The sequence below is a fragment of the Streptomyces nanhaiensis genome, assembly GCF_046614825.1.
Classification (GTDB): domain Bacteria; phylum Actinomycetota; class Actinomycetes; order Streptomycetales; family Streptomycetaceae; genus Streptomyces; species Streptomyces radiopugnans.
Map to the genome: position 1 here is coordinate 1 of NZ_JBKJFM010000018.1, position 13,965 is coordinate 13,965.

General features: G+C 74.3%; 7 protein-coding genes. 1 reads left to right on the forward strand and 6 read right to left on the reverse strand.

Annotation, left to right across the window (positions count from 1 at the left end; translation table 11 throughout):
- From ACLIYP_RS07480 to ACLIYP_RS07505, 6 genes are all read right to left on the reverse strand, one after another.
- Nucleotides 1-2,367: beta-ketoacyl synthase N-terminal-like domain-containing protein (locus tag ACLIYP_RS07480; protein WP_412712349.1), on the reverse strand; the 2,367-nt coding region annotated here is incomplete at its 3' end.
- 133 nt (nucleotides 2,368-2,500) lie between these two features.
- Entirely contained in the window at nucleotides 2,501-4,603 is a 2,103-nt protein-coding gene (locus ACLIYP_RS07485; RefSeq protein WP_412712350.1) for an SDR family NAD(P)-dependent oxidoreductase, read from the reverse strand.
- Nucleotides 4,604-4,812: 209 nt separating this feature from the next.
- Nucleotides 4,813-8,610, reverse strand: a complete 3,798-nt coding sequence (locus tag ACLIYP_RS07490; RefSeq protein ID WP_412712351.1) for a beta-ketoacyl synthase N-terminal-like domain-containing protein — start codon at nucleotides 8,608-8,610, stop codon at nucleotides 4,813-4,815.
- Nucleotides 8,611-8,669: 59 nt separating this feature from the next.
- On the reverse strand, nucleotides 8,670-9,560 hold the full coding sequence (locus ACLIYP_RS07495; RefSeq protein WP_412712352.1) for an alpha/beta hydrolase: 891 nt from the start codon (nucleotides 9,558-9,560) through the stop codon (nucleotides 8,670-8,672).
- Nucleotides 9,550-9,849 (reverse strand): acyl carrier protein, encoded by a 300-nt coding sequence (locus ACLIYP_RS07500; protein ID WP_412712353.1) that lies wholly within the window; start codon nucleotides 9,847-9,849, stop codon nucleotides 9,550-9,552. Before ACLIYP_RS07500 ends, ACLIYP_RS07495 begins: the two co-directional genes overlap by 11 nt.
- 151 nt (nucleotides 9,850-10,000) lie before the next feature.
- The gene (locus tag ACLIYP_RS07505) at nucleotides 10,001-11,311 is read right to left on the reverse strand and encodes an NAD(P)/FAD-dependent oxidoreductase (RefSeq protein WP_412712354.1); all 1,311 of its coding nucleotides are present in this window, start codon (nucleotides 11,309-11,311) and stop codon (nucleotides 10,001-10,003) included.
- Nucleotides 11,312-12,597: 1,286 nt separating this feature from the next.
- Between ACLIYP_RS07505 and ACLIYP_RS07510 the strand changes: the two genes are divergently transcribed.
- The gene (locus tag ACLIYP_RS07510; protein WP_412712391.1) at nucleotides 12,598-13,965 is read left to right on the forward strand and encodes an FAD-binding oxidoreductase; all 1,368 of its coding nucleotides are present in this window, start codon (nucleotides 12,598-12,600) and stop codon (nucleotides 13,963-13,965) included.

Consider the following 13,965-nt stretch of genomic DNA (forward strand, 5'->3'; position numbering starts at 1 on the left):
GGGGCCGTGGCCCCGGCCGCCGTCACCGCTGTGCACGCGCAGGGCGTCCACCGTCGCGTACACCCTGCGGCCGGTCTCCCCGGCCCGGGTGACGACCACGGCCGCCGCCCCGTCGCCGAGCGGCGGCGGCTCCTGGCCGTCGCGGGCGGCCATCCGGGCCCGGGCCCGGGTGTTCTCCGCCCCGGCGGCCAGGTCCACCCCGCCCACCAGCACCGCCTCGACGGTCGGGTCGAGCAGCAGCAGTCCGGCCACCTCCAGCGCCCGGACCCCGGCCGTCCCGTCCGCGGCGACGGTGAAGGACGGCCCGGTCAGGTTGCGCGACGAGGACAGCCGGCTGGCCATGATGTTGCCGATGTAGCTGAGCACCTCGTTGGCGCCGATCGGCTCGTGCACGGCGCCGCGCACCGCCTCCTCCAGGCGGTCGAGCTCCTCCCGGCCCAGGCGCACCCCGGCACGCTCGCACTCCGCGCGTACGTGGGCGCCGATGTCGAACCGGGCCCGGTGGGTGTGGGTGCGCGGTTCCATCTCCATCGCGACAACCACGCCGACCCGCCGCTCGGGCAGTTCGTCGGCCTTGGTGCCGGGCGGCGGGGCGGGGTAGCCCGCGTCGGTGAGGGCCTGCTCGGCGGCCTCGAACAGGGCCAGGTGCTGGGGGTTGGCCTGGGCCAGTTCGTTGGGCGGTATGCGGTAGACGCGGGGATGGACGTCGATGCGGTCCAGGTAGCCGCCCGGCACGGCGGAGTCCTGGGCAGGCGTGCCGGACAGCGGACCGCGGGTGAGCCCGTCCGCGCCGTACCAGCGGTGCGGCGGGCGCTCGGTGAGGGCGGACCGGCCCGGACGCGCGGCGCGGTGCAGCGCGCCGGTGCCGGACAGCGCGCCGAGGCGGGCGCCCAGGCCGGTCACCGCGAGCCTGGCGAGAGGGCGCGGTGCGGGGGCCTGCTCGTCCGTCCCGGCGGAGGCGGTCACGGACACGGGGGCGGGCGCCGGGAGGGGACCGGCGGCGGCCTCGGGGCCGGCCAGCACCAGATGGGCGTTGGTGCCGCCGAAGCCGAACGCGGAGACCGCCGCGCGGCGCGGCACAGCTCCCCGGGGCCAGGGCGTGTTCTCGCGCACGATCCGCTCGGCGGCCGCCTCGCCGCCCTTGGGACGCAGCGGGTCGGTCACCCCCGGGGTGGCGGGAACGGTGTCGTGCCGCAGCGCGAGGACGACCTTCAGCAGGCTGGTGAAGCCCGCCACGGTCAGCAGGTGCCCCACGTTGCCCTTGACCGATCCCAGCAGCGGCGGCACGCCGCCGTTCCCGGCGAAGAAGGCGGTCAGCCCGCGCAGCTCGGTGGCGTCGCCCAGCGGCGTGCCGGTGGCGTGGCACTCGATGTAGTCCACGGTGGCCGGGTCGATGCCGGCGTACGCCTGGCGGTAGGCGGCCAGTTGCCCGGACTCGTTGGGGCTCAGCAGGTGGCGGCCGGCGCCGTCGTTGCCCAGGCCCACGGCCTCCAGCACCGCGTACACCCGGTCGCCGTCGCGCAGTGCGTCACGGAGCCGTTTGAGGACGACGACCCCGGCGCCCTGGCCGGTGACGATGCCGGTGGAGCGGCCGTCGAAGGGCTGGCTGACGCCGTTGTCGGGGTAGGCGCGCAGGTCGGAGAAGGAGAGGTGGATCAGCAGCGGGTCGGGCGCGCACACCGCTCCGGCGACCATGGTGTCGGCCCGGCCGGTGGCGAGGTAGTCCCGGGCCAGGGAGACGCCGTAGAGGGCGGAGGAGCAGGCCGCGTCCAGGGCCAGCCGGGGGCCGCCGAGGCCGAGGGCGTCGGCGGTGGTCACGGCGGGTCCCCCGAAGGGCCACAGGTTCTCGGGGGCGGGTTCGGGTTCCGTGCCGGGCGGGGCCGCGGGCAGCGGCAGTCCGGCGCGGGAGAGGCCCTCGGTGACGGCCTGCCGCACCGGCGGGACGCACATCCGCACCGACTGCTCGGTGGGGAAGGCGTAGTTGCCCAGGACCAGGCCGGTGCGCGCCAGGGCGTCGGGGCGGGTGTCCAGTCCGGCGTCGGCGAGCGCCCGGCGCACGGTGTGCAGGGACCACCGGACCACGCGGTCCAGGCCCGACAGGCGGTCGGCGGGCAGGCGCAGGCCGTCCAGGTCGATGGCGGGCTCGGTGACGAAACCGCCGCGCACGGCGGTGACGCGGTGGTCCGGATCGCCCCAGCCTCCTGGCACGTCAGGGCTGGTTCCGAAGACCTCCGGGCCGCCTTCGGTGCGGTGGTCCGTCCCGGCGAGCAGCCCGGTCCAGAACTCCTCGGGGCTGTGTGCGCCCGGGAGCAGGCAGGCCATGCCGACGATGGCCACCGGCTCGTCCCGGTGAGGTGAACGCGACATTTCTCTCCGTGTCTTCCGCTCAGTGGTGGGTTCTGGGGCGGGCGGGAAGCCGGCCGGCGGCCGGCCCGGCGGTGCGGGAGGGCGGCCTCGGCCCTCCCGCACCGCCGGCCGTCCGGGTCGTGCGCTCACGCGCTCATCCGGACGCGGGACGGAACTTCGCCTCGAGGCCGGGGGCGTGGACGGCCTCGACGCCGCGGCACTCCAGCAGGACGCGTCCTTGCGGGGTGCACGCGGTGACGGTGCAGCGGATGCCGCCCGCGGTCTCCGCCACCCCGTCCACGACCACCAGGAACGTCTGCCCGCCGGGCAGTTCGGCGTGGCGCAGCACCTCGCCGATCGCGCTGGGCAGCACCGCCTGGCCGCGGTGCAGCCGGGCCCAGACCAGCACCGCCTGGAGCAGCAGGTCGGTCTGCACCGGGCTGTAACCGGGGGCCTGCCAGGCGCCGTCGGCGATCGGCCGCTCGGGCAGCCGGCAAGCCAGCACCAGCCTCTGCCCGTCGTCCAGGACCTCGGTCAGGCCGCGCAGCCGGGGACCGTGGAAGAGGGTGCCGTCGGTGTACGCGGTGACCGGGCGCCCGGTGCCGGGCGCCGGCAGGCCGGCCAGGGCCGGTGCGGGGTCCGGGGCGCCGGCCACGGCCCGCGCCCGGTAGCGGGGCCGGCCCTCGCTGTCGCGGATCGCCACGTCCCAGGCCCCCTGCGTGCAGGCGGGCCGGACCGCCAGCCGCAGCCCCGCCGGCAGGTCGTCGTCCAGGACCAGGCCCTTGTGCACCGCGAAGCCGGTCACCCGGCCCACAGGGGTGCCGGGCAGCACCTGGTGGACGGCGTTGAGGACCGCTCCCAGCGCCGCCGTGGCGGGCAGCACCGGGTGGCCGCCGATGGCGTGGTCGGCGAGCACCGGATCACCGGCCAGGGGCGCCAGGGAGCGGTGGAGTTCCACTCCCCCGGCCGGGAAGCCGGCGGGCTCCGGCGCGGACAGCGGGGTCACCGGACCCACCACGCACACCGTGTCGCCGCTGTGCCCGGCACCGAACTGCTCGGTGAAGTACCGGACCCCCTCCTCCAGGGGGATCAGCGGCACACCGCGTTCGGCGAACATCCGCTCCAGCTCCGGGGTGACCATGCCGCCGGCCCAGGCACCCCAGTTGACGGAGGTGATCCGGGCCCGGGGCGTCTCCCGGCGCAGCGCGCAGGCGAGCTGGTTGAGCGCCTCGTTGGCCATGGCGTAGTCGGACTGGCCGCGGTTGCCGAAGAACCCGGCGACCGAGGAGAACAGCAGCAGGTGACGCAGCCTCCCGGCGGGCAGCGCCTGCAGTACGTGGCGCAGCCCCGCCAGCTTGGTGTGCAGCACCCGGTCCACGTCCTCGCCGCGTTTGGCGGTGATCAGGGCGTCGGCGAGCACCCCGGCCCCGTGCACCACTCCGGTGACGCGGTCGGCGTAGGGGGCCAGGACCCGTGCCACGGCCTCGGGGTCGGTGATGTCCACCGCGGCGTACTCCGCCCGTGCCCCGGCCTCCTCCAGCTCCGCCAGGGTGCGGCGGATCTCCCGCTGCCCGGCCAGGTCGCGGGCGATGCGGCCGACCTCGCGGGGAGTGGGCTTGTGCCCGGCCCGCTTCAGCTCCGCGGCCGCGGCGGCCCGCAGCCCGCTCTCCGGCACCCCTTCGGCCCAGCCGGGCTCGTCGGCCAGTTCGGTGCGGCCGAGCAGCAGCAGCCCGGGGCGGTGGGCGCGGGCCAGGCCGACGGCGCAGGCCGCGGTGACTCCGCGCGCCCCGCCGGTGACCACCAGCAGGTCCTGCGGACCGGGCTCGGGGGCGCCGGGCTCGCCGGGCAGGTCGCCGGGTGTCTCGGCCAGGTCCAGGGTACGGCGGGCGCCGTCTGCGGCGAGTCCCACCTGGACGGTTCCGGCGCAGGCGTCGTGCGCCTCGGCCAGGAGCAGCTCCGCGCACCGGTCGGCGGGCAGGTCCGGGTCCAGGTCGACCGCGCGGCACAGCAGCGACGGGGCCTCGATGGCGAGGGTCTTCACCAGGCCCGGGACGCCGCCCAGGACGGCCCGTTCCACCCCGGCGGCGCCGGTCATGCCCATCCGCCCGTCGAGCCTGGTGACGGTGAGGAACGCCGCCCGGCCGCCGTCGGCCGCGCTCCGCTCCAGCAGGGGCTGGACGGAGCCGGCCAGCAGCAGGGTGTCCCGCAGCGCGGTGGCCGCGGCCTCCTGCCCGTCGGCCTCGACCTCGGCGACCACCAGGTCCAGCCGGTCGCCGTCCCCGGGGGGACGGGTGCCGGTGCGGACCGTCCAGCCGCGGGCGCGCAGCGCGTCCGCGAGGGCGGCCAGGGGGCCGCTGCCGGTGTCACCGGCCAGGAGCGCGCACGGGGCGTCCCGGTAGGCGTCCGGCAGGAGGTCGGGGGCGGGCAGGGTGCGCAGCCGGGCGTGCCGCCGTCCCAGGCCCGGGCTCAGGCTTTTGGGGCGGACATCGCCTCCTCGGCGACGGTTCCGGCGCCGGCGGCGCCGGAGACGAAGGCGATGATGTCGTCCAGGGTGCGCAGTTCGGCGAGCTTCTCGGGGTCGGCGGAGGCGGAACCGGGGAAGCGGTCGCGCAGCGAGCCCATGATCTCGACACGCTTGATGGAGTCGATGCCCAGGTCGGCCTCGACGTCCATGGAGGTCTCCAGCATGTCCACCGGGTAGCCGGTCTTCTCGGCGACGCTCTCCAGCAGCGCCTTGCGGACGTCCTCCTCGGTGACGGCGGCGGGTGCCGGGGCCTGGGCGGCAGGGGCCGGAGCGGGAGCCTGCGCGGCGGGGGCCTGAGCGGGAGCCTGCGCGACGGGGGCCGGAGCCTGTGCGACGGGAGCCGGAGCAGGCGCGGCAGGAGCGGGAGCCTGCATGGCGGGGGCCGGGGCGTGCGCGGGAGCGTACCGGGGCTCCATCTCCGCGGGCTCGGCGGGAGCCGGCGGCAGGGCCGGGGCCCACTCCTGCGCCGGGAGCCAGTTCTGCGCCGGGGCGTAGGCGTGGGAGTCGGCGGGGACGGGCGCGATACCGCTCTCCAGCAGCGCGAAGCTGCGCAGCACCTCGCTGGCCTGGGCATGGCTCTGCCCGATCGCCACGCCCTGCTGGCTGATGGCGGTGATGCCGGTGAGGACCCTGTCGTCGAGGGAGCCGTCCAGCAGGTTGGTCAACCGCTCGGCCACCCGCAGCTGGCTGCCGAGGTACTCGCGGTGCATGGACAGGTGCTCCCAGGCGACCGCGCCGGTGCCCGGAAGGCCGGCGGCGCGGGGTGTGCCGCCCTGCGGGGCGGACGCCGCCGGGGCCGCCGCGGCGGCCGGCTCCCGCCGCGGCGCGGCGGGCTCGGTGCCGGTGGCCGGGGCGCCCGCGGCGCCTTCGACGCGGTAGCCGTTCTCCAGGGCCTCCTGGTAGGCCTGCCTGCGCTGCTCGGAAACGTGGTTCACACCGTTCAACGGAATCGTCATCCCCTCTGCCGGACGGGCCGGCTCGATGTCAGCGGTGTAGCGGTTGCAGTCGGTCAGGGGTGCGCCGAGCACGAGGAGCCGTGCGGCGAGTTGCTTGAGCGCGCGGTCGCCGTCCCCCTTGGGGCCGGGGTCCGCGCTGAGGACGACGACGTCCTCGCGGTCGGCGAGGGTGCGGCGCACCAGGCCGGAGAGGACCGACTTGGGGCCGAACTCGACGAAGACCCGGAAGCCGTCCTGGTACATCTCGGTGACCCGCGGGGCGAAGTGGACCGGGGCGGTGAGCTGGCCGACCAGCACCTCGCGGTTGCCCGCGATGCGCCGCCCGTAGGAGGCGCCGGGGGCGTCGGCGTACACCGGGAACGCCGGCGGGCGCACCCGGGTGGCCTCCACCGCTTCCTTGAAGGCACCCACCGCGTGGGCGACGTAGCGGGTGTGGAAGGCGGCGGCGACGGGCAGTTCGCGGGCGGTCAGCCCCTCACTGCCGCAGTCCTCGGCGAAGGCGCGCACCGCCTCCGTACCGCCGCCCACGACCACCTGGTCGGGGGCGTTGACGTTGCACACCTCGACGTCCTCGTGGCGGGCCGCGATCTTCTCGACCGTCTCCAGGTCCGCGGAGACGGCGGCCATGGTCCCGGGGTCCTCCGCTCCCTCGGGCCGCAGCGCCATCGCACGGCCGCGGGCCCGGGCCAGGCGGTGGAGGTCCTGGTCGGTGAGGCTGCCTGCCGCCCAGAGCGCGGTCAGCTCGCCGAAGCTGTGACCGAGCGCTCCGTCGGGGGTGAAGCCCAGTTCGTTCAGGTAGCGGTACTGGCCGGCCGAGAGCGCGCCGATGGCGGGCTGGGCGTAGTCGGTACGGCGCAGCGCGGCCTCCTGTGCCGCGCGGGTTTCGTCGTCGAAGGCCGGCGGCGGGAAGACGGTGCGGCCCAGCGGCTCGTCGCCGGCGAACTCGGCGGCGGCCGCGTCGTACGCCGCGCGCACCGGGGGCACGGCCATGGCGGCGCGCGCCCCCATGCGCAGGTACTGGCTGCCCTGCCCGGCGAAGAGCGCGGCCGCCTTCACCGGGCCGGCGCCGGCCCGTCCCCCCTGCCCGCCCAGGAGCGCGGTGCGCCGGTAGTAGGCGCCGCGCGGCAGGACGAACTCCTCGGTTTCCGGCCGGGCGCGCAGCTCCCTGGCGGCCGCGGCGCGCAGTTCGGCCGCCTCCTCGGCTCCCGTGGCCACCAGCGCCAGCCGGGCGTGACCGGCCGGAACCGGTTCGGTGCCGTCGGCGGGTGCGGCGTCCGACTCCAGCAGCTCCAGCAGCGCCGCCGGCTCCTCGGCGTGCCAGAGGTGGACGCGGGCGGCGGGGGCGAGGACGGCGAGTCCCTCGCCCTCCGGGTCGTGCTCCTCCAGCACGCAGTGGAAGTTGGTGCCTCCGAACCCGAAGGAGGAGACCGCGGCGCGGCGGCGCTCGCGCGCCGGGTCGGCGATCCAGGGCTGGGCGAGGGTGTTGACGTAGAAGGGGGAGTTGGGGAAGTCGACCGCCTCGCGGGGCCGTTCGACGTTGATGGTGGGCGGGAGCACCTTCTGGTGCAGCGCCAGCGAGAGCTTGATCAGCCCGGCCGCGCCGGCGGCCGCCTTGGTGTGCCCGATCTGCGACTTGACGCTGCCCACCGCCGCGAACTGCCGCTCCTCGGTCGCCGAGGCGTACACCTCGCGCAGCGCGGAGAGTTCGGTGAGGTCGCCGACGCTGGTGCCGGTGCCGTGGCACTCGACCAGGCCGACCTGCTCGGGTCCGAAGCCCGCGTCCTCGTAGGCCCGGCGCAGCGCGGTGACCTGGCCCTCCACGCGAGGGGCGTAGATGGACTTGAAACGACCGTCGCTGGAGGTGCCGATGCCGCGCAGCACGGCGTAGACGCGGTCGCCGTCGCGCTCGGCGTCGGCCAGGCGCTTGAGGGCCAGCATTCCCAGCCCCTCGCCGATCAGGGTGCCGTCGCTCTCCTCGTCGAACGGCCGGATGCGGCCCGAGCGGGAGAAGGCCGGGGTCTTGGAGAAGCACATGTACATCAAGATCGTGTTCTCCGCGTCGCAGCCGCCGGTGAGCATCAGGTCGGCGCGGCCGGACACCAGCTCGGAGACGGCCATCCGCACGGCGGCCAGCGAACTGGCGCAGGCCGCGTCCACGGTGCAGTTGGTGCCGCCGAGGTCGAAGCGGTTGGCGATGCGCCCGGCGACGACGTTGCCGAGCATCCCGGGGAAGGAGTTCTCCTCCCAGGGGGCGAAGGCCTTGGTGAACTTGTCGGCGATCTCCTCGGCGTCCCGCTCGGTCAGGCCGCAGCTGCGCACCACCTCCTTGAGCACCGGTGTCTGCAGGCGGGTGGCCAGGGGCTGGGTGAGGGAGTTGGCCCCGGTGATGCCCAGGATGCAGCCGGTGCGGGAGGCGTCGTACCAGCCGGAGCCGGGCGCCCCGGCGTCCTTGAGGGTCTGCTTGGCCACCACCAGGCTGAGCAGCTGGAGGACGTCGGTGACCTCCAGGGTGTTGGGCGGCAGGCCGAACTCCATGGGGGAGAACGGGACGGTGGGGATGAAGCCGCCGCGCTTGGCGTAGGTCTTGTCCGGCTTGGACGGGTCGGGGTCGTAGTAGTCGGAGATCTTCCAGTGGGTCTCCGGGACCTCCTCGATGCAGTCGTTGCCCTCGGCGAGGTTCTTCCAGAACTCGTTCAGGTCGCCGGAGCGCGGGTAGAGGGCGCCCAGACCGACGATGGCTATCGGGGTGTCGGAAAGTTTCCTGGCGGAAGGTTGCTGAACCATGGGGACTCCAACCTGTGTCGGGGAGAGCTCCTGTGTGGCGGGCAGCGGCGGGGCGCCCGTCATCCCGGGGCGGGGGCCGTCTCGGGGACGGCCGCGGCGGCGATGCGCCGCAGGGCCTCCGGGTCGCGCAGCATCGAGTAGTGGTCCCCGGGGGTGAGCCCGGTGCCGAGGTCCGCGCCGAGCCCGGACCAGCCGAGCGGTTCGGGGGTGGCGAGGAGACCGCGCTCGGGGCGCAGCAGGACCAGGGGCAGGCCGACGGGGCGCGGCCGGTGTGCGGCGGCCAGCCGGTTGTTGCGCCGGAGGCCGTCGAGGTAGGTGTCGTAGACCTTGCGCAGGCCCGGGAGGGTGGTGCCGGGCCGCAGGATGCCGCTGTCCAGCCCGGCCCGCAGCACCTGCTCCAGCGCCGCGTCCGGCCGGTCGCCCGGGTCGTCCGGGAAAGCGGTGGGCAGGGCGCCCGGATCGCCGCCGCGTTTGGCGGCCAGGTACATGCAGAACCAGGGCAGGGCCAGCCCGTGCCCGATGGCGTCCTCGGGCTGCACGTAGCCGGGCACCGGCGCGATGCTGTCCAGCAGCACCAGCCGGCGGGGCCGTTCGTCCTCCTCGAGCAGGCCGGTGAGCGCGTGCCCGACCACCCCGCCGAAGGACCAGCCGAGCAGGACCCAGCGCTCCGACAGCAGCCCTCGGGCGCGCAGTTCCCCGGCGGCCCGGGCGGCGAGCCGGTCGATCGAGGTGGTGACGCGTCCGCTGTCCAGCGCGGCCCGGAAGTACTCGGGGATCTGCTCGAGGTCCACCACGTGCAGCCCGGTGCCGGGCGGGAGCGCGTCGGCCAGACCCGCGTAGTCGGCGGTGGGCAGGGCGCCGGGGTGGATCACCAGGACCCGGGCGCGCTCCGGTGCGGAGCCGCTCCGGAACGTCCGGACGAGTTCGGGCCGGGGGCGTTCAGGCCGCATGCTCGGCCTGCTTCTCGGCGATGTAGCGGGACAGCTGCGCGATGGTCGGGTGGTACCACAGCGCGGTGGTCTCCAGCTCGAACCCCAGCCAGTCCTCCAGTTCCCCGGAGAGCACCAGCGCCTCGGTGGAGTCCAGGTCGAACTCGTCGAAGTACTGCTCGGGGTCGACCTCGGCGGGCGCGACGCCCAGCTTGTGGGCGACCTTCTCCAGCAACCACTCCTGGACGGCCTCGGGGGTGAGCGGTTCCGCGGTGGCCTTGGCGGTCTCGGCGGACGGGGTGTCGGACACGGGTTCTCTCCTTCTGGTCGGCCTCGGGGGCCGGGACGAGGCCGCGGCGTCGGCGGCCTGGATTCCGAGCATCTGGGTCAGTTCCGCCACCAGCCACGCGGCGGCCGGGCGGGCGGAGACCCGGCGGTACGCGTGCTGTGCCGGCACGGGGTCAGGCGGCCGCGTCGCGGGACCTGTGCAGCGCTTCACGGATCGCCTCGGCCGCCGCGAGGCCGGAGTCGAACGCGGACTCGTGCAGGCCGATGACGTCCGGGCCGAGTTTGCGCGAGTGGAAGTAGGAGCCGGCGAACATCAGGCGTCCGGCGGGGTCGTTGAGGAAGTAGATCTCGCTCTGGAGCCTGCGGGCCTCCATGGTGAAGACCGGGTGCCGGTAGGAGATCTCCTCGATGACGTGCTCGTCGCGGATGTCCACCCCGGAGTCCAGGGTGAGGAAGTAGTCCCTGGTGCCCTCCAGGCACTGGAGGTCGTTGAGGTAGTAGTTCACCCAGGAGACCTGCCGGCCGTCCTGGTTCCTCCGGCCGTAGTTCCAGCTCCGCCAGGCGGTCCGGTCCTCCGGCATCACCGACGCGTCGGTGTGCAGGGTGGCGCGGGTGGGGTGGTAGGCGAACGCCTCCAGCATCCGCTGCCGCGGGGTGGGGTTCTCCAGCATCCTCATGGAGTCGTCCGCGTGGGTGGCCAGGACCGCGTAGTCGAAGCGCTCGGCTCCGGCTGCGGTCCGCACCACGACGCCGTCCGGCTCCTGCCGCACGCCCACCACGGGGGTGGCCGGCCGTATCCGGGCGCGGGCCGCGCGCAGCCGGGCGGCCGCGGCGCGGACGTAGGAGACGCTGCCGCCTGTCACCGTCCGCCAGGGAGCCGTCCGGCCGCCCAGGCCCTCGGCGCCGTGGGCGAAGAAGAAGGCGATGACCGTGGAGGCGGGCATGTCCCAGATGCGGTCGGCGGGCACCGACCAGGCCGCGGTGGAGATGAGCACGATGAAGCCGTACCGGAACTCCTCCGAGTAGCCGTTGCGGTCGAGGTACTCCCCCAGCGGGATGTCGGCCTGCTTGCGGATGAAGTGCCGGGGGGACTCGTCGAGGAAGCGCCGGGCCTCCTGCCACAGGCGGACGAACTCGTCCGGGTACCGCGCCCGCACCTCCTCCTCGGGCTGCTCGAAGTCGTCGGAGACGTAGGCGCTCCCGGCGTCCAGGTCGAAGAAGCAGAACTTCCCCGGGTGGCTCTGGGTGGCCACGCCCAGGTCGGCGAAGAAGCGGGTGATCTTCGGGTAGTGCGGCTCGTTGTAGACGATGAAGGCGGTGTCCAGCCCGAAGGTGCGGCCGGCGTCCTCCACCTCGACCGTGTTGGCGTGCCCGCCCAGCCGCGGCTCGGACTCGAACAGCGTCACCCGGGCGTCCTCGCACAGCCCACAGGCTGCCGATATGCCCGCCGCCCCGCCTCCTATGACGGCGACCTGCGGTTTCATCGGTGTCTCCTCACGGGATCCAAGGGGCCGGACACGGTTGCCCGGCATTCGACGGACAGGGTGAACACAGCGTTCTCCTCGCATTGCGCTCACATCTCCACACGGGCGGGCTGCGAGCGGGCAGGCTGTTTCGGACCGCCCGGCACGAGCCGACGGCTTCATCCCTTAATTCATTTCGGTGCAGGGCAGCCCGATTCAGGCGGCCGACACCGTATGCCCGAATTCCGCCCCGAGGCAGGACGGATTGATCACCGGCCCATTCCGGAGCCGGAGAAGGCAAGGGTTACCCGCGTAGAAAAATTGATTAACGACTCAGTTAAAAACGGGAACGAGAATGTTGCGACGAGGCACACCCGGCCGCTCGGACCGCCTTGGCGGGAGCCCGGGACCCGCCTCTGGCCGGCGGACGCGGACGGCCCGCAGCCGAGCGGAACGACCGGGAAGAAGGCTTGGGCCGGGACTTCGGGAAAGGGGCGAAGGGTACCCCCGGCCGGCGGACCGGGGGCTCCGCCCCCGCCGTCGGCCTCCCGGCCGCCGAACAGCCCGGACCGGTCAACCAAACCGGCCAACTGGGCCTTGAATCAATAGTTCTGACGCATCGTCACCGATGCGTCAACCCCCCGCGCCACCCTTCCTCAGAGGCCGGAGGTCCCGGGTAACGGGCCGGGCGACCGGCCCTCGCCGCGAGGGCTCGAAGCGGTCCGCGCGGGCCGCCGGCGCGACCCGCCGCCCGCCGCCTCGTGACGCCCCCCGGCCTCCGGCGTCCGACCGGACCCGCCGGCCTCCGCGGCGCCGCGAGGAAAGGGCCTCGGACCGCCCCCCGACGAACCGCTCGGACCGAATATGCCAGGAGCTGCTGTGAGCGCCTCGACGGCCACCGACCTCCACCTCCGCATTTTCAGAGATGAAACACCGCTCCAGGCCCCCGCTGCGTCCTGGAACGGGCATGACCTTAGCAGGGAACACACGATCCACGCATCAAAAGAACACATCTTTTCTCACGTTGTTAATAATTCGACACAGCGTCAACATGGCGTCATCGGCGCACCCCGGATACACGCGCCGACCTCGGGTTCTCCGGTGAACCGGCGAGTGTGTCCGCGTTTGCACCCCGTGCACTTCCCGCTCCCTTGTTGTTTATTTATGAACGTTCCATGATCGATTTTGTACGCGATCTCCCTCCGGTGGCCGGAGGCCGATCGGACGCCGGAGGGACCGGCGCGGAGCTACGGTGGGGATGAGGCCTGCCAGTGCCCCGGGAAGGGAGCTGCACGGTGACCCACGACATGCGCGACACGGCTCTCACCGACCTCCGCGCCGGCTTCGCCGGCGGCGTCCTCACTCCCGGCGACGCGCCCTACGACGAGGCCCGCAAGGTCTTCAACTCGATGATCGACCGGCGTCCCGCCGTCATCGCCCAGTGCGAGACCGAGCGCGACGTGGCCGAGGCGATCCGTTTCGGGCGGGAGAACGGTCTGGAGATCGCGGTACGCGGCGGCGGTCACAGCGTCGCGGGCATGGCCCTGACCGAGGGCGGCGTCGTCGTCGACCTGCGGCGCATGCACACGGTCGTGGTCGACCCCGGCAGGCGCACCGCGCGGGTCGGCGGCGGCGCCGTCATGAGCCATCTGGACCGGGCCACCGAGCCGTACGGTCTGGCGACGACCGGTGGCCGGGTCTCCACCACCGGGGTGGGCGGGTTCGTGCTGGGCGGCGGGACGGGCTGGCTGGACCGCAGGTTCGGGCTGGCCAGCGACAACCTGCTGTCCGTCGAGCTGGTCACCGCGGACGGCCGCACCGTGCGCGCGAGCGGCGAGGAGAATCCGGAGCTGTTCTGGGCGCTGCACGGCGGTGGCGGCAACTTCGGCGTGGCCACCTCCTTCACCCTGCGGCTGCACCCGCTCCCGGCGGTGACCGCGGCCCTGCTGATGTGGCGGCCCGAGGCCGGCCCGGAGGTGGCGCGGACCTACCGCGGCTTCTTGGAGTCCGCCCCGGACGAGGTCGGCGGGGGGCTCATCTACCTGACCGCGCCGCCCGAGGAGTTCGTTCCCGCGGACATGGCCGGGAAGCTCGCCTGCGCGGTGCTGGTCACCTACGCGGGCGGGATGCAGGAGATGCGCGACGTCGCCGAGCCCGTGCTCGACATGGACCACGACGCCGAGATGATCACCGAGCTGTCCTACGCCGACCTGCAGTGCATGCTCGACGACCCGCCCGGTTACCGGAACTACTGGTCGGCCGAGTACCTGGCCTCCTTCCCGGACCCGGCGGTGGACGCCTTCTGCGCCCGCGCCGACGACCTGCTCGTGCCCTCCCCCTCCCAGCACGTGCTCTTCCCCCAGGGCGGCGCGGTCGCTCGGGGCCCCGGGGACCACCCGATCCCCTGGCGGCGGGCGCCGTGGGTGGTCCACCCCTTCGGGCTGTGGGAGGACCCGGCCGACGACGACCGCGTCAGGCGGTGGGCCCACGACGTGCGTGCCGACGTCAGGCCCTGGTCGGCCGGCACGGTCTACCTCAACTTCATCGGGCACGAGGGCGAGGACCGCGTCGTCGCCGGGTTCGGGCCGGACAACCACCGGCGGCTGGCCGCGGTCAAGGCCGAGTACGACCCGGACAACGTCTTCCGGCTCAACCACAACATCAGGCCCCGCTGA